The sequence below is a fragment of the Paraburkholderia sp. BGA-UO-ETr-F12 genome, from assembly GCF_059567945.1.
In genome coordinates, this window is record NZ_JCAQOZ010000051.1 from 70,042 (window position 1) to 83,881 (window position 13,840).

The 13,840-nt window shown below is 61.6% G+C and carries 12 protein-coding genes; 10 read left to right on the forward strand and 2 right to left on the reverse strand.

Going from position 1 to position 13,840, the window contains the following annotated elements; translation table 11 throughout:
• Positions 1-253 precede the first annotated feature (253 nt).
• Positions 254-1,876, forward strand: a complete 1,623-nt coding sequence (locus AC57B6_RS22435) for a methyl-accepting chemotaxis protein (RefSeq protein ID WP_183797055.1) — start codon at positions 254-256, stop codon at positions 1,874-1,876.
• Between the two features lie 133 nt (positions 1,877-2,009).
• Here AC57B6_RS22435 and AC57B6_RS22440 read toward each other — a convergent pair whose 3' ends face one another.
• Positions 2,010-2,213: a cold-shock protein gene (locus AC57B6_RS22440; protein ID WP_007178724.1), complete on the reverse strand. Its 204-nt coding sequence runs from the start codon at positions 2,211-2,213 to the stop codon at positions 2,010-2,012.
• Between the two features lie 218 nt (positions 2,214-2,431).
• On the opposite strand from AC57B6_RS22440, the gene AC57B6_RS22445 reads away from it, so the two are divergent.
• The gene (locus tag AC57B6_RS22445; RefSeq protein WP_028196065.1) at positions 2,432-2,707 is read left to right on the forward strand and encodes a hypothetical protein; all 276 of its coding nucleotides are present in this window, start codon (positions 2,432-2,434) and stop codon (positions 2,705-2,707) included.
• Positions 2,708-2,760: 53 nt separating this feature from the next.
• Here AC57B6_RS22445 and AC57B6_RS22450 read toward each other — a convergent pair whose 3' ends face one another.
• Complete coding sequence (locus AC57B6_RS22450) at positions 2,761-3,867, reverse strand: AGE family epimerase/isomerase (RefSeq protein ID WP_496422197.1); 1,107 nt, start codon at positions 3,865-3,867, stop codon at positions 2,761-2,763.
• A 161-nt stretch (positions 3,868-4,028) separates the two neighbouring features.
• On the opposite strand from AC57B6_RS22450, the gene AC57B6_RS22455 reads away from it, so the two are divergent.
• The 8 genes from AC57B6_RS22455 to AC57B6_RS22490 all read left to right on the forward strand — a co-directional run bounded on the left by AC57B6_RS22455 (position 4,029) and on the right by AC57B6_RS22490 (position 13,766).
• Positions 4,029-4,712 carry an MgtC/SapB family protein gene (locus AC57B6_RS22455; protein WP_406869021.1) on the forward strand — a complete coding sequence of 228 codons (684 nt, stop codon included), beginning with the start codon at positions 4,029-4,031 and terminating at the stop codon, positions 4,710-4,712.
• A 132-nt stretch (positions 4,713-4,844) separates the two neighbouring features.
• A complete protein-coding gene (locus tag AC57B6_RS22460) occupies positions 4,845-6,260 on the forward strand; it encodes a hypothetical protein (protein WP_496422135.1) in 1,416 nt (471 codons plus the stop codon).
• Between the two features lie 323 nt (positions 6,261-6,583).
• Positions 6,584-6,742 (forward strand): hypothetical protein, encoded by a 159-nt coding sequence (locus tag AC57B6_RS22465; protein WP_167346801.1) that lies wholly within the window; start codon positions 6,584-6,586, stop codon positions 6,740-6,742.
• 431 nt (positions 6,743-7,173) lie between these two features.
• Positions 7,174-7,476, forward strand: coding sequence for a hypothetical protein (locus tag AC57B6_RS22470; RefSeq protein WP_028196068.1), 303 nt, complete (start codon positions 7,174-7,176; stop codon positions 7,474-7,476).
• A 187-nt stretch (positions 7,477-7,663) separates the two neighbouring features.
• Positions 7,664-8,539: a 3-hydroxyacyl-CoA dehydrogenase family protein gene (locus tag AC57B6_RS22475; RefSeq protein ID WP_496422198.1), complete on the forward strand. Its 876-nt coding sequence runs from the start codon at positions 7,664-7,666 to the stop codon at positions 8,537-8,539.
• A gap of 268 nt (positions 8,540-8,807) precedes the next feature.
• Positions 8,808-10,997 (forward strand): two-partner secretion domain-containing protein, encoded by a 2,190-nt coding sequence (locus AC57B6_RS22480; protein ID WP_496422199.1) that lies wholly within the window; start codon positions 8,808-8,810, stop codon positions 10,995-10,997.
• An 8-nt stretch (positions 10,998-11,005) separates the two neighbouring features.
• A complete protein-coding gene (locus tag AC57B6_RS22485; protein ID WP_496422136.1) occupies positions 11,006-12,847 on the forward strand; it encodes a ShlB/FhaC/HecB family hemolysin secretion/activation protein in 1,842 nt (613 codons plus the stop codon).
• A 10-nt stretch (positions 12,848-12,857) separates the two neighbouring features.
• Positions 12,858-13,766 carry a peptidylprolyl isomerase gene (locus AC57B6_RS22490; RefSeq protein WP_178370537.1) on the forward strand — a complete coding sequence of 303 codons (909 nt, stop codon included), beginning with the start codon at positions 12,858-12,860 and terminating at the stop codon, positions 13,764-13,766.
• The last annotated feature ends 74 nt before the right edge of the window (positions 13,767-13,840 follow it).

The following is a 13,840-nucleotide window of genomic DNA, read 5'->3' on the forward strand; positions in this document are numbered from 1 at the left end:
GCGTGGCCCGTAGTGGCATCTGCACCGGCGTGCGTTGTGCAGTCCCTACCCACTCTAGGAAGCGCCGATGCACCGCGTCAAGGTGAATCCGAAATATCCGCGCGGCATTGTTGCGCAAAATGACGGGAATTGCGGAGTTGGCCGAGGAAAAGGGGATGTAAGACGATCTTTCGCGAAATTGATCTTCAGCAAAGTTCAGGCTTGCCGTTAACCCTGACGTAGTTCCCGCCATTCTTTGCTTTAGGTGTTCACGATGTTCAGCAAGATCAAGGTCGCATCCGGCCTGTTGTGTGTTCTGGCCGCGTTCTGCGTTTTTCAGCTCGTCACGGTGGGGCTGGGGTTCTGGTCGCTCACGCGCACGCATGACGACGTGGGCGATCTGTCGAACATTGCGTTGAAGCAGGTGGATGCGGTCAATGAAACCACCCAGCACCTGATGGATGCGCGCATCAACCTGTCGCGCGCCGGTACGCGCATGGTGCGCGGGGGCGCCGAGCCGACCGATATCGTCCAGCATGCCCGTGAACAGCTGAGCGCCGCCGAACAGTCCTTCAACGCGTTCATGAGCGCGCAGAAGACCAGCGACGAAAACACGGCACGTGCCACCGCACTGGCCGAGAAATACAAGAAGCTGCACGACGCGCTGACGGAGTTGGCGCAATTCCTCGATTCGAACAATATTCAGGCGTTTCTGGACCAGCCGACGCAGGGCTTCCAGGACGCCTATCTCGGCGAGTCGCGTAATTTCGTGCAATTCGGCACGACGGCGAGCCGGGCGTCGATCGATTCGATCGACAGCCGCATGGCGATGTTCCGTGCCGTCAGCATCGCGATTCTGGTGCTCCTGGTGGCAGGCACGGTCGGCGTGTACGCCGCGCTCCGCAAGGGCGTGGTAGCGCCGCTGGAAGAAGCCGGCCGTCACTTCGACCGGATCGCGCAAGGGCGTCTCAACCAGCCGATCGCTTCGCGCGGCACCAATGAGATCGGCCGCCTGTTCTCAGGCCTCGCGAAAATGCAGGCCAGCGTCGCGCGCACTGTGCAAACCGTGCGCGAATCCGCCGACTCGATCCACCTCGGCGCCGATGAAATCGCCACCGGCAACGCCGATCTGTCGGCTCGCACGGAAAATCAGGCGGCCTCGCTCGAAGAAACCGCGTCGAGCATGGAGGAATTGACCGCCACGGTGCGCCAGAATGCCGATCACGCCCGCGAAGCCAATGCGCTTGCCGAAACCGCGCTCGAGGCGACCTCACGCGGCAGCGAAGTGGTCAACGAGGTGGTCGAGAAGATGCGCGGCATCGCGCAAAGCTCGGACAAGATCGCCGAGATCATTTCGGTGATCGACGGCATTGCGTTTCAGACCAATATCCTCGCGCTAAATGCGGCCGTTGAAGCGGCCCGTGCGGGCGAGCAGGGCCGAGGCTTTGCCGTGGTGGCGGGCGAGGTGCGTGGGCTGGCTCAGCGCAGCGCGCAGTCGGCGAAGGAAATCAAGACCCTGATCAGCGAATCGGTTGCGGAGATTCAAGGCGGTTCGGCGCTGGTCGAGCATGCCGGCGAAGCGATGAGCAACGTTTCAGCATCGATTTCGCGCGTCACGCAGATGATGGCGGAAATCAGCGCGTCGTCGCTCGAGCAGAGCACGGGTATCGAGCAGGTCAACCAGGCGGTGGTGCAGATGGACGAGATGACGCAGCAGAACGCGGCGCTTGTCGAAGAAGCAGCCGCGGCGGCAGCTTCACTGCATCAACAGACACAGCAATTGAAAGAAGCGGTCTCTGTGTTCGAAATTTCGGAAACTGTGTTGCGGACGCAACAAATCGACGACTTGCACGGGCAAACAGTGGCGTTTGGGCTGTCGGGAATGCGGGCAATCTGAATCGTACAGACGCTGTACAGGCTGGGCAGCGGTGCCCCAAAAGAGGGCATCTGCCATAGAAAATGGCCCGCCAAAGCGGGCCATTTTGCATTAGACGCGAACGCCTAAGGGTGCTTCAAGTACCGGAAGGTACTTAGGCCGGCTGGATGTTCGCAGCCTGCTTGCCCTTCGGGCCTTGCTTGACTTCGAACGTCACTTTCTGGTTTTCCTGCAGGGACTTGAAGCCGCTGCCTTGAACTTCCGAAAAGTGCGCGAAGAGATCTTCACCGCCGTCGTCCGGCGTGATGAAGCCAAAGCCCTTTGCATCGTTAAACCACTTCACAGTACCTGTTGCCATTTTTGATCCAATAAATGTTGTGTGTTGCATTCGCGACCGCTATTTCTCAACGTGAGATCGAGCGCGAAGTGAGAGTTGTATCACGTCTTTATGATGGACGCCAATCAACCAGTATTCGGGTATTCCCCCGATCAGGCCTTTTTGAGGCCTGGAAAGCATTTGCAGGAATGCCTCGGCCGGTAGGGTAAACTGCTTGTATTACTTTTCCAGGAAAAACATTGACACATTATTTGCAAGAAGAACTTACCTCGTTCTGGAGTCGTTTGACACCTTATCTCGCGATATTGGAGTCGAAATTACCTCAGGAAGGCGCCCTGGATCCGGTCGGCCGCATCACGATCGACACCGAAAATCACCAGGCTTTCGCCCTTCACACCACCGATAAAAAGCCGCACGGCGACACATCGGATACCCCCACCGGACAAAGCGCGACCTACACGCGATTTAAAACTGCCGACGCCGATTGGGGCCCCTGGCAACGCGAAGCCTATTGATCGACCGGCCAGTCGGCTTTTAACGCCGACGGCAGGCAGAGGACGGCCGGTGTTTAGGCCGGCAATGCGCCATAAGCGGTCGTAAGGTGATAGGGCGTTGTCGACGGCATATCGGCCCGGGCCACTTCACCGGCGGCCGTTTTGCATTCGAACCAGCCTTGCGGACGCAGGAAGCGTTGCCGGAAGAGTTCGATTTGCCGCGGCAGCGCGGCGAGCACGGCGGCGTCGCCATGGCTTGCGAGGGCACGCAAATACTCCGTCTGGGCCCAGATCCGCTGGGTGGCGTCCTTGATCTCCCCGGTTTCGTCGAGCGAGGCGGACACACCGCCCGTTTGCGGGTCCACGCCATACTGCTGCGCGAAGCTGAACGCGCGCGTCAGAGATTCGTCGAGACCGGAGCCTTCGAACAAGGCGCCCGCCTGCTTGACCAGCCAGAACCATTCGAACTGGTGCCCCGGCTCCAGACGGTTGTCTTCGGAGCCAATCGGCAACTCGGCAATGCAGCCGGTCGGCGCATGGACGAAGTGACGGGCGACCGCGCCGGCCAGACGGCGCAACGGGGCGTCGAAGGCGCTGTCGCGCGTGGCGTGGCGGGCGGCCAGCCAGGCTTCGGTCAGATGCATCAGCGGATTCTGGATCGGCGTGCCGGTCACGCCGGCGAAATCCGCCGTGAGGGCGGCGTTCAACAGGTCGTCATCCGCCGCGAAATGCGACTGAATCAGTGCCGACGTGCGATGCACGACGTCCAGTGCGTCCCGGTTGCCTGAATGGCCGGCATATTCCGCGCAGGCGAATACGATGAACGCATGGGTGTACAGGTCTTTGGTGCTGTCGAGCGGGGCACCCTGCGCATCCACGCTATAGAACCATCCGCCATGGCGCGTGTCCTGAAAGGTGTGGACCAGCGAGTCGAATAGCACCTCGGCATGAGCCGCATCGCCCGCTTGCGAGAACACGAACAACTGCCGCGCACACGCCATCGCCCGGTAGCGTTGCGCGGGCAACGGTTCGGGACCCTCGGCGCTGACTGCTTCGTACGGCAGCTTCAGTGCGGTATTGAAACCAGGCCCGCGCCACAGTGGCAGCACCACACGAGTGAAGTGATCACGCAGTGTGGCGGCGAGGGCGATTGTGGAAGCGGGATGGGTCATGCTTTGCATAGTTCGGTTGGTCAATTGCGGTCATTCGAGGCGCCTGCGGACCCGGCTTGTCGCTTTCTGAGCACGTGCGTGCGGGCAAGCATAAAGCAAAAACCGCCGCTGCTGACACTCCGCCACAGGCGCGCAATACGCGTCAAATAGTCTTGAATAAGGAGAAAACAATGGGGAACCTTGAACTCATTTCCCGTCTGGTATTGGCCGCCGCACTCGGCAGTGTGATCGGCTTCGAGCGCGAGCGGCTCTCATGGGCAGCGGGATTGCGCACGCATATGCTGGTCTGCGTGGGTTCGACACTCATCATGATCGTCTCGGCCTACGGCTTTACCGAGGTGCTGTCGGCTGATCACATTGTGCTCGATCCGTCGCGAATGGCCGCTCAGGTGGTCTCGGGCATAGGCTTTCTCGGCGCGGGGTCGATCTTGCTGCGCGGCGAGATCGTGCGCGGGCTGACGACGGCGGCAAGCCTCTGGTCGGTCGCGGCAATCGGGCTGGCGGTCGGCGGGGGATTGTATACGGCGTCGATTGCCGCGACCATCATCATTCTGATCATCCTTGCCGGGATCAAGCCGCTCGAGCGCCGCTTCATCACGGTGAAGCAAAGGCGCCAGTTGAGGATGCTCGTTGAGCGCGGCGCCTTGACCTTCCATTCGCTGCACGACGAACTCGGCGCCGCGAGCCCACGCGTCAAGCAATTCGTGATGCAGCAAAGCGACGATGCACCGGAATGCGACGAAGTGACAATCACGTTGCATCGCGTGTCGAATACGGAATATGAAGCGATCTGCGCACGCTTGCGTCAGTTGCATGGTGTCAGGCAGTTCCGGCAGGACGAGACGTCGTCTTAAAAACGGAAAAACGTCGGCGAATGGCTTCGGCTGGGGCGGGCGGCCATGCGACAATGCGGTCTCGAAAAATTCCAATGGTATTGACGAGCGGTGCCCGGCGCCCGCTTTCCGGCGACGACCGCTTTTTTCTCTATGGCAGATTCCGCAGCATCCACGCAGTCCCGGCCTCAGCGCGCCGCTTCGAAGAAGCGGCGTCAGGCCACCGTCTCGACCGAAACCGAAAACAAACTCGCGCGCGCCGCGCGCTCGGCCCAACGTCTCGCGCAACTGAGCGATGCCTCGCGCGACGATAGCACGCTCGATCTGTTCCCCGACGATCCCACCCGCGCCACGCTGGAAGCGATGAACATCGACGTCCGGCAAGGCACGCTGCACGGCTTCGAATTACCCGATGTGGTGCTGGCCGCTGTTGGAGCGATCGATGCCGACGGCTTGTCGCTGGAGGCAAAGGCCGCGCGTCGCGCGCCGCGCACCACGAAATCCGAAGAACCGGCGCCGGTGTATGCGCAATTGAGCGGCCTCGAGCCGGAGGCGGTCGAGGCGCCGACATTGCCGGTTGGCGGAGTGGCTTTCGACGAGGCCAAGGCGGCCACCGAGGCTTCAGCCGAAGAGAAGCCGGCAACATCGGCACGCGACGCAGCCGCGCCGCTCACATCGGCGATGGCAGCGGCTACTGTGGCGCGCAGTGTGACCGCGCTGCGCCAGGCGGCTGAATCGGGCGCCACGACGGGTGATGCAACGACTGCATCGACCTCGGGCGCAGCGAAACCGGCCATGCCGCCGCAGCGCTTCGCCGCGACTTTTACCAAGGCGACGACGGCCTCGCGGGAAGCCGCCGGCGCCGACGCCGCGAATGCCGGGCCTGCGAAAGCTGGAGTGGAGCGCGCGCCGTCTTCGACGGAAGCCGAGGCCGGAGCAGCGCGGGCGTTCTCTTCGCCTGAAACTGGCGCCGGCGTGGTGGCTGCTGGATCGAAGCTGGGTACAACGCCCACGTCCACGCCGGGTGATGCTTCCGCATCGGCGCCTGCGCCTGCGGCAGCCGCAAGCGCTGCTTTTGCTGCACCCTCTTTCCGGGAAGCCCAGCGCGCCGAAGCTGCCGCTGCGGCGCTGCGTGCCGCGCCTGAACTCGACCGCGCACGGGCGACGGCATTCGCGGATACCGTCGACGCCTTATATGGCGTGATTGCCGATCAGCGCCTCGCCGCCACCGACCATTCACGCCGCATGAAATGGATGCTGTCGATCGTGGTGGGCGCGTTGCTGATGACGGTCGCGATCGGCATCACGCAGACTGTGCTTCTGATGCGCCTGACGCGTGAAACCACGGCCCAGCAGCACCGCCTCGAACAGATGATGCAGAACCAGCAGGCCGCCATGGCCAGCATGCTCGATACTCACCTGGCGATGGCCACCGCAGCGGCGGCCACTGCCGCATCTGGCGCAGCCGCACCCGCGGCGCTCCAGCCAGCCGCAGCCGCGCCGACTCATGGCAAACGCAGCGCGCGAGCACAGCACGCGCACAAGCCGAAAGCAGCCAACTCCCACTGACTTTTCGCGACCGCCGCGCCGGCAAAGCTGGCTGCGGCGGACGCCGTCAATGCCGCTCTGTTCGGCCCCCGTAAAGCATGACAAGCTCGGAACCCGCACGCAGCGGGCGCCAGCGGGGGATTGCGTTTCAGTAGGCGGACGGTTTGATCTGAAATGTGAAAAAGGGGACGTTGTCATGATGCGACGCACCATGCACAAAAACCCTGTGGCAACACATCGCACCCAAGAAATTGCTGCATTGCACTAGCTTTTGCCTAGGGAAAACCCTATAATGTTTCTTAAGGGAAAACCCTAGCAAATGCAGTAACCAACCGGGAGTCGCCATGAGCTACATTTTTGCACTGTTCCAAAAGGTCAGCGACCTCTTTGCGTCGCCCCATCTGCCGCTGGATTCGGACTACTCGTATGCAGCGCGTAGCCGCGAAGCAGAGCGCATGCGCAAAGCGCAAGCCACGTTGTTCGGCATTAAGCTGAGCGACTAAGAAGAAAGCTGTACGGCCTGAGCGCGGACCACCGCGTCCGGGCGCGCACCTCGAGTGCGCCCGCTTTATTGAAGCCACCGCCCGCGAAATGCGTGCCGTGGCTTTTGTTTTTGAATGTCCCCATCCCACTCCGCACTTTTCCGAATATTTCCTGGCCGAAATGAGTGTAACGGTGGCTGACACGACGCCGCGCTGCCATTTGATTGATCTATCGCGCATCCGCTTCAGACGAGCGCCGAGCGCCCAAAAGGCCCGTCTTCATCCGTCCCTTTCTACGAAACGTGTGCTTACAAGTGCTCACGTTTTCATGCGGTTTGCACCGTTAAAGTTGATTTCAAGCGTACGGCGTCCGGTCCGAACCCAAAATCGCGGTTCGATGCAGGCCGAACACGGACGCCGGCTTGATATAAAACTTTGCATGGGAGGTCACGATGAAAACCTTTAACAAGACGTCGCGTTCGATTGTTGCAACCTTGCTGGCAGGCGGCGCGTTGCTCGCGGCCGGCAGCGCTTTTGCTCAGGAACGAGTGGTTGTCGAGAATGGTCCGGGACCGGCGGTGTACGGTCAGCCGCACATGATGCCGGTGGGCGTGTCGATCAACATCGGCTGGCATGGCGATCGTTACTACGACGGCCACCGCTACTGGGCTCACGACGACTGGATGCGTCATCATCCGCACGACTACGATCCGCATCATCACGACGACCGTCGCCCGCCGCCCCCGCGTTACTAATGCGCGCATGACGGCGCCGCGTGACGCGGCGTGAAGTCCACAAAGCCGGTCCTTCCTCGCGGAAGACCGGCTTTGTCGCGTTCGGGCTTGAAATACGGCGCGCTGCGCTATGCTTGAAAGCTTTCATCGATGGCAGCAGGAGAGCGGCGTGGATAAGGCAGTCATAGGCGTAGTGGGCACGGGATTGATGGGCGTCGGTATTGCGACGCAAAGCGCGCTGCATGGGCATCGGACGATTGTTCACGACGTCGACCCGGCGCGCCTCGCTAGCGTGGCGCCCAAGGCGGAGGCGGTGCTTGACGAAGCGATCGACTGCGGACGCATCGACCATGGTGCCAAACACGCGGCGCTCGCGCGCATCGAGACGCATGCGCAACTCGACGTTATGGCGTCGGCGCAATTCGTGATTGAGGCGATTCCCGAAGTGTTGGAGTTGAAGCATCGCCTGTATGCATCGTTAACCGGGCTGATGGCAGACGACGCGATTCTTGCAAGCAACACCAGCGGCTTTCCGCCCGATCAACTGGTTGCTCCGTTGCGCGCGAAAGAGCGTTTTCTGATCGCGCATTTCTGGAATCCGCCGCACATGATCCCGCTTGTCGAAGTCGTGCCGGGCACCGCGACCGCGCCGGAAGTCACCGAACGTACCGCTGCTTTGATGAGCGCGATCGGTATGGAGCCGGTGGTGCTGGCGAAGGCGATTCCGGGTTTTGTCGGCAACCGGTTGCAGTTCGCCGTGCTGCGCGAGGCGCTGAACATCGTGCGCTCGGGGGCAGCGACGCCTGACGTGGTCGATCGGGTCATGAAGGCGTCGCTTGGGCGCCGGTGGGGGATTGTCGGGCCGTTTGAGGGCGCGGACATGGGCGGTCTCGATACCTTCCTCGATATCTCCACGCATTTGATGCCGGAACTCGCTAAGGACGAAGACGTCCTCGATCTGCTACGTGCACAGGTGAACGCGGGGCGGGTGGGCGTACGCAGCGGTGCTGGTTTCTATGAATGGGACGACGCGCATCTGGCGCGCGTCAAGGCAGGCCGCAAGCAGGTGATTAGTCGCGGTTAATGACGTTTCACGCACGCAGCGTGAATCGGATTATGCAGCCGGAATAATCAGGCATTTGAAATGAATAATATCGAATTAAAATAATTTCAAATGCCTTTCTTATATAATGAAAATGTAATATTAGGGTAATAAAAAATTCCCGAATAACTCTAAAGAACTCTCGATCGTCGCCGTTATTGACCATACGAAAGACGCGGTTCCCTGAAACCGCGCGAGAAAGACCAACCGATCAAGAGAGTCCGCAACGAAAAGTTGCGTGAAAACAAGAATGTTCCGGAGTGCACGGGGTAGGAATGCGGGCCGCGGGAAGCCGCGTCCGCATCATCAAACAATCAGGCTGATCGTTGTATTGCTGGCCGCCGCGCCTTTAGGCGCGAGTGCGGCGGGCATTGCTATTGACGGCGGAACTGCGACAACAGTTTCAACCGCAGCGAATGGCCACCAGACGGTCAATATCGCGCCGACAGTAGCCGGGGTTTCAAATAACACCTATAGCAGTTTCAACGTAGACGCAGCCGGCGCGTCACTAAATAACGTCGGTATTAATGCCCGAACGATTGTCAATCAGGTAACAAGTACCAATCCCAGCATTATTAGCGGGCGAATTGACGTGCTCGGCTCGCGTGCGAACGTGATATTGGCCAATCCGAACGGCATTACGGTTAATGGCGGTTCATTCGTCAATACGGGCCGTGTCGCATTGACCACCGGGCACGTCAGTTTCAAGGATACCGTTCCGGTAGCGGGAATTCCGGAACGCGACATCGTGCTCGACACCAGCACGGGGACGATCGTCGTCGGGCCGCAAGGATTGGCGAGCGCGTTGATCGGCCTCGATCTGATCGCGAAGAATGTGCAGATCAACGGGCCGCTCACCAACGGCTTCACGTCGCAGACCGCCTACGTGCGCGCGGTGGCCGGCAACAGTAATGTCACGCTGAACACGGCGGTTTCGCCGAACGACAACAGCAACGACTGGCTCACGCTGAGCCCATCCACCAGCGCGGCCACGGCTAATTCATTCGCTATCGACATCACCGCCGCCGGCAGCCTGACGAGCGGCCGTGTGCAACTGATCGTCACCGATAAAGGCCCGGGCGTGCGCAGCGCTGGGCCGATGAACGCATCGCTCGGCGATTTCACGTTGTCGTCGAACGGCTCCGTGCAGTTCGCCAATACGACGCTGACGGCGCAGAACAATCTCGATCTGCAAGTGCAGGACAGCGTGACGTTATCGGATACGAAGCTGAAGGCGAACAGTGGTTCGGCGACGTTGAGCGCGAGCGGCGCAGTCAGCCTGACGGGAAGCAGCCTGCTTGCCAATGCCGGTATCGACATGAGCGGTGGGGGCATCGCGCTGGCGCAGGACGCCGCGGCGCAATCCGTGATCGCTTCGACCACCAGCGGCGTGGTGCTGACCAGCACCGGCGATATCGCCAACATAGGTTCGCTGATACAAGGCCAGCAGAAGAACACGCTCGATTCGGCGTCGCTCGGCGCGGTCACGCTGAACGCCACCGGCAACATACTGAATCAGTCGACACCGACAGGCCTGCTTGGCGTGGTGTACGGTGCGGCGGGCGATGTGTCCGTGACGGCCGGTGGCTCCCTGACGAATCAGAACGCACGCATCCTGTCGAATCAGAATCTGACGATCACTGCGGGCGGCGATGTCGACAACGTCGTCGATCATTCGAGCGGTGTGAATGGCGGCGCGCCGGTCAGCTATTCAGACCGTAGCTGGCGCCTGATTTTCGTCGAACATCGTGACGACGGTTTCAATGTGGACTACGGCGCGCTCGCCGATCCGGACAAACTCTCCTACCTGAGCGCCAACGTCGGCAACGTGACGATTGCCGCGCAGAACGTTCATAACATCGGCGGCACGATTCTCGCGCAAATCGACCCGAAAAACCCGACCGTCGGCGGTTCGATTTCGATCACCGCGCGCGACCAGTTATTGACGCAGGCCATCTTTACCGGCCAGGCGTCGTTTCATCGAACGTGTTTCTTTTTCTGCAGTTCGAGTTCGTCGAGCAACGTGCAGGGTTACGGCGGCGTGATCCAGGCGAACAATGACATCACGCTGAAGGCCGGCACGCAGATCACCAACACGGGCGGCCTCGTGTCGGCGGAAGGCACGCTCAAACTCGACGCGCCAAGGACCCTCGCACAAGCTGTACTCGGCTACACCGCGATCAACCGTACGCACGATCTCAAAGCGTGGTTCGGCAACGCGTGGTCGGCGATTTTCGCGGCCGACACGGGCGGCTTGTTCATTGGCGGCAGCGGGCAGGTCGAGCTGACTGGCGAGGCGGATATTGAAGGTGGCGCGTTCAACGCGCCTGGCGGCATCAAAGCCGCGGGCGGCGTGAACACGATTAGCGCGCCGTATCGCGCGCCGGTCACGATCGGCAATCACAACCACCTCGGCCTCGTGTCGTGGTTCGGCCTATGAGGTCGGCCATGGAGCATGCCATCAGCCGGACCACGCAGCGCCGCGCGCCCCGGCTCGCACGCTGCACGCTGGCGATACTCGCCGGCGCCGCGGCGGTGCGCGGGTTCGCGCAAACGCCGCCGGGCTTGCCGAATGCGGGGGCGCCAGGCGGCGTGCCCTTCGGTGCACCCGTGCGCGCCGAACAGGACCCGGCGCAACGTCTCCTGCAAGAGCAACGCGATCGCCAGCGGCGCGACGAAATCCAGCAGCCGCCTCCACAGATCGAAGTGCCGCAGCCGACAGTGGTCAATCTCCCCGAAGGTGCGGATGTCGAGACCCTGCCGGATGTCGCGCCGCTCTTCAGAATTGACCACATTGAGTTCACCGGCGACAAGGTCCTTGGCGCGAGTGCGCTCAATGAGATCGCCGCCCCGTTCATCGGCAGGCAGCTCGGCCGCAACCGTATCAACCTGCTGCTGCGCCGCGTGACCGAAGCGTTCATCGCACGCGGCTACATCACGACGCGTGCATATCTCGGCGCGCAGAATCTCGCCTCGGGTACGCTGAAAATCAGCATCGTCGACGGCAAGGTATCGGCCTTCACGCTGAACGGCAAACCGCTGCGTCCGCGCGATCCTGAAGAGCCGTGGTACACGACGCACGGCGGCGGCCTGCTGACCGACGCGGGCACCGCGTGGGCCTTCGGCGACAGCACGGGTGACGTGCTGCGCTTGCCTGACCTCGAACAGGGCGTGGACCAGATCAACCGGCTTCGTCGCAATCAGGCTGAAATCCAGATCATGCCGGGCGAGACACCGGGCGACTCGGTGGTGGCAATCACCAACCACTACGGCGACCGTGTTTTCTACGACCTCGGCATCGACAACTACGGCAGCTCGCAAACCGGCACGCTGCGCTATCGCGCTGGCGTCGAAGCGGACAACCTGATCGGTTTGCAGGAGTCGTTGTCGTTCAACTACGTCGGCACGCAGGACAGCAACGCGGTGGTGTTTTCCGCAGCGGCGCCGTATGGCTATCAGACCTTCAGCTACACGACTTCGCTGTCCGAATACCAGCAGACCATCAGCGACGTCGCGCTACTGCAAGGACGCACTTTCAGTCAGATCCTCGGCTGGAACGATGTGCTGACGCGCTCTCGCACCGGTCGCACAAGCGTTGACATCACGCTGACCAAAATGCGCACGGAACGCAACCTGAACGGCATCGACCTGGCGCCGCAGGACCTCACGGTGTTGCGCGTCGGCCTGAATGGTTTGCGCCGTTTCGTTGCGCAAGATCAGGCCGCGGCCGCGACGTGGGACGTCGGCGTGTCGCAAGGCTTACCGTGGCTCTCCGCTAGTCATGACGCCCCCGATATCGACGAAGTCGATGCGCACAGCCAGTTCACGAAAGTCGACGCCACTGCCACGCTGCAGATCGCACTCGGCACGCTGGCCGGCACGCAATGGACCTATCGCGGCACGTTGCGCGGCCAGTACAGCCATGTCGCGATGTTCGGCAACGAGCAGATCTTCCTCGGCGGCATGGATTCCGTGCGTGGCTTTACCGAAGGCGGGATTGCCGGCGACAGCGGCTTCTATCTGCGCAACGAGGCCGCGTGGCAGAACGTGCCGGTCTGGCACGACGCGCATCTCGAACCCTACGTCTTTCTCGACGGCGGCAAATCGCATCTGGTCGCGCAAGGCGGCTGGCCGACGCTCATGGGCACCGGCATCGGCGCACGCGCGCAATGGCGCTACAAAACACAAACCGTCACTAGCGAGGTGCTGCTTGGTCAGGCCTTGCTGCAACCCGCCGCACTGGGGAAAAAAGCCACCGTGCTGCTTGCCACACTCAACTGGTCACTCTGAAGAGGTTCACATGAAACATCGTCCGATCGCCGCCACGATTCGCAACGCCACATTGATCGCCACGCTCGGTCTTGCCGCCGGTTTTCTGCCCGCAGCGCACGCGGCCAACAAGCCGACCGCAAAACCTTCAGCCGACAAGGCAGCGGATGCCGTCGGCGGTCCGCTGCCCGCCAACGGCGTGGCGCGTGTCAACAACGTTGTGATTACGCAGGACCAGCTCGACCAGGCCGTGCGTGCGCTGAACGTGCCGGATACACCTGCATTGCGCGCATCGGTGAAGAACCAGTTGATCGCGCGTGAACTGTTCCGCCAGGCTGCCGAGAAGCAGCATTACGAATCGCGTCCGCAAGTCGTGGCCGCCGTCGAACAGGCCAGGACGGCCGCGATGACCGCCGCGTATCTGCGCGATCAGGTGAAGCCCACCCCAGTCACCGATGCCGACGTGAAGGCGAAATACGACGCGATCGTCGCGACCCTCGGTGAGAACGAATACAAGCCGAGCGCAATCGCCGTGAAAGATGCCGACACCGCTCAAACGGTGCTCACGCAACTGAAGAAGGGCACCGACTTCGCGCAACTCGCGAAGCAGTACAGCCAGGGCCCGGGCGCGGCGCAAGGCGGCGCGATGAACTGGATTTCGTTCAAGACGCCGATCCAGCCGGGTAACACACAGAACTGGCCGCAGCCGCTCGCCGAAGCGCTCGTCAAGTTGCCGCAAGGCGGCGTGTCGAGCACGCCGGTGCAGATCGGCGACGCGTACTGGATTCTGCGTGTCGACGAAAAGCGTCCGACGCAGATTCCGCAATACGACCAGATCAAGGACGCGCTGCGCAAGCAGCTTGAACAGGTCGCGCTGGAGAAGGCCACCGCACAGGTCGTGGTCGATCTGATGAAGAACGCGCGGATTCAGCAGCAGTAAAGAGCCTCGTTTTCGCCGAGGCGCAGCGGACGGGATGAAGCCGCTGCAACGCCGTTTCGGGTCGGTCGTCCGGA

What these genes read in the sequence shown, in the direction of transcription:
- AC57B6_RS22435 (WP_183797055.1), top strand. Translation starts at nt 254, where the DNA reads ATGTTCAGCAAGATCAAGGTCGCATCCGGCCTGTTGTGTGTTCTGGCC.
- AC57B6_RS22440 (WP_007178724.1), bottom strand. Translation starts at nt 2,213, where the DNA reads ATGGCAACAGGTACTGTGAAGTGGTTTAACGATGCAAAGGGCTTTGGC.
- AC57B6_RS22450 (WP_496422197.1), bottom strand. Translation starts at nt 3,867, where the DNA reads ATGCAAAGCATGACCCATCCCGCTTCCACAATCGCCCTCGCCGCCACA.
- AC57B6_RS22455 (WP_406869021.1), top strand. Translation starts at nt 4,029, where the DNA reads ATGGGGAACCTTGAACTCATTTCCCGTCTGGTATTGGCCGCCGCACTC.
- AC57B6_RS22460 (WP_496422135.1), top strand. Translation starts at nt 4,845, where the DNA reads ATGGCAGATTCCGCAGCATCCACGCAGTCCCGGCCTCAGCGCGCCGCT.
- AC57B6_RS22465 (WP_167346801.1), top strand. Translation starts at nt 6,584, where the DNA reads ATGAGCTACATTTTTGCACTGTTCCAAAAGGTCAGCGACCTCTTTGCG.
- AC57B6_RS22470 (WP_028196068.1), top strand. Translation starts at nt 7,174, where the DNA reads ATGAAAACCTTTAACAAGACGTCGCGTTCGATTGTTGCAACCTTGCTG.
- AC57B6_RS22475 (WP_496422198.1), top strand. Translation starts at nt 7,664, where the DNA reads ATGGGCGTCGGTATTGCGACGCAAAGCGCGCTGCATGGGCATCGGACG.
- AC57B6_RS22480 (WP_496422199.1), top strand. Translation starts at nt 8,808, where the DNA reads ATGTTCCGGAGTGCACGGGGTAGGAATGCGGGCCGCGGGAAGCCGCGT.
- AC57B6_RS22485 (WP_496422136.1), top strand. Translation starts at nt 11,006, where the DNA reads ATGGAGCATGCCATCAGCCGGACCACGCAGCGCCGCGCGCCCCGGCTC.
- AC57B6_RS22490 (WP_178370537.1), top strand. Translation starts at nt 12,858, where the DNA reads ATGAAACATCGTCCGATCGCCGCCACGATTCGCAACGCCACATTGATC.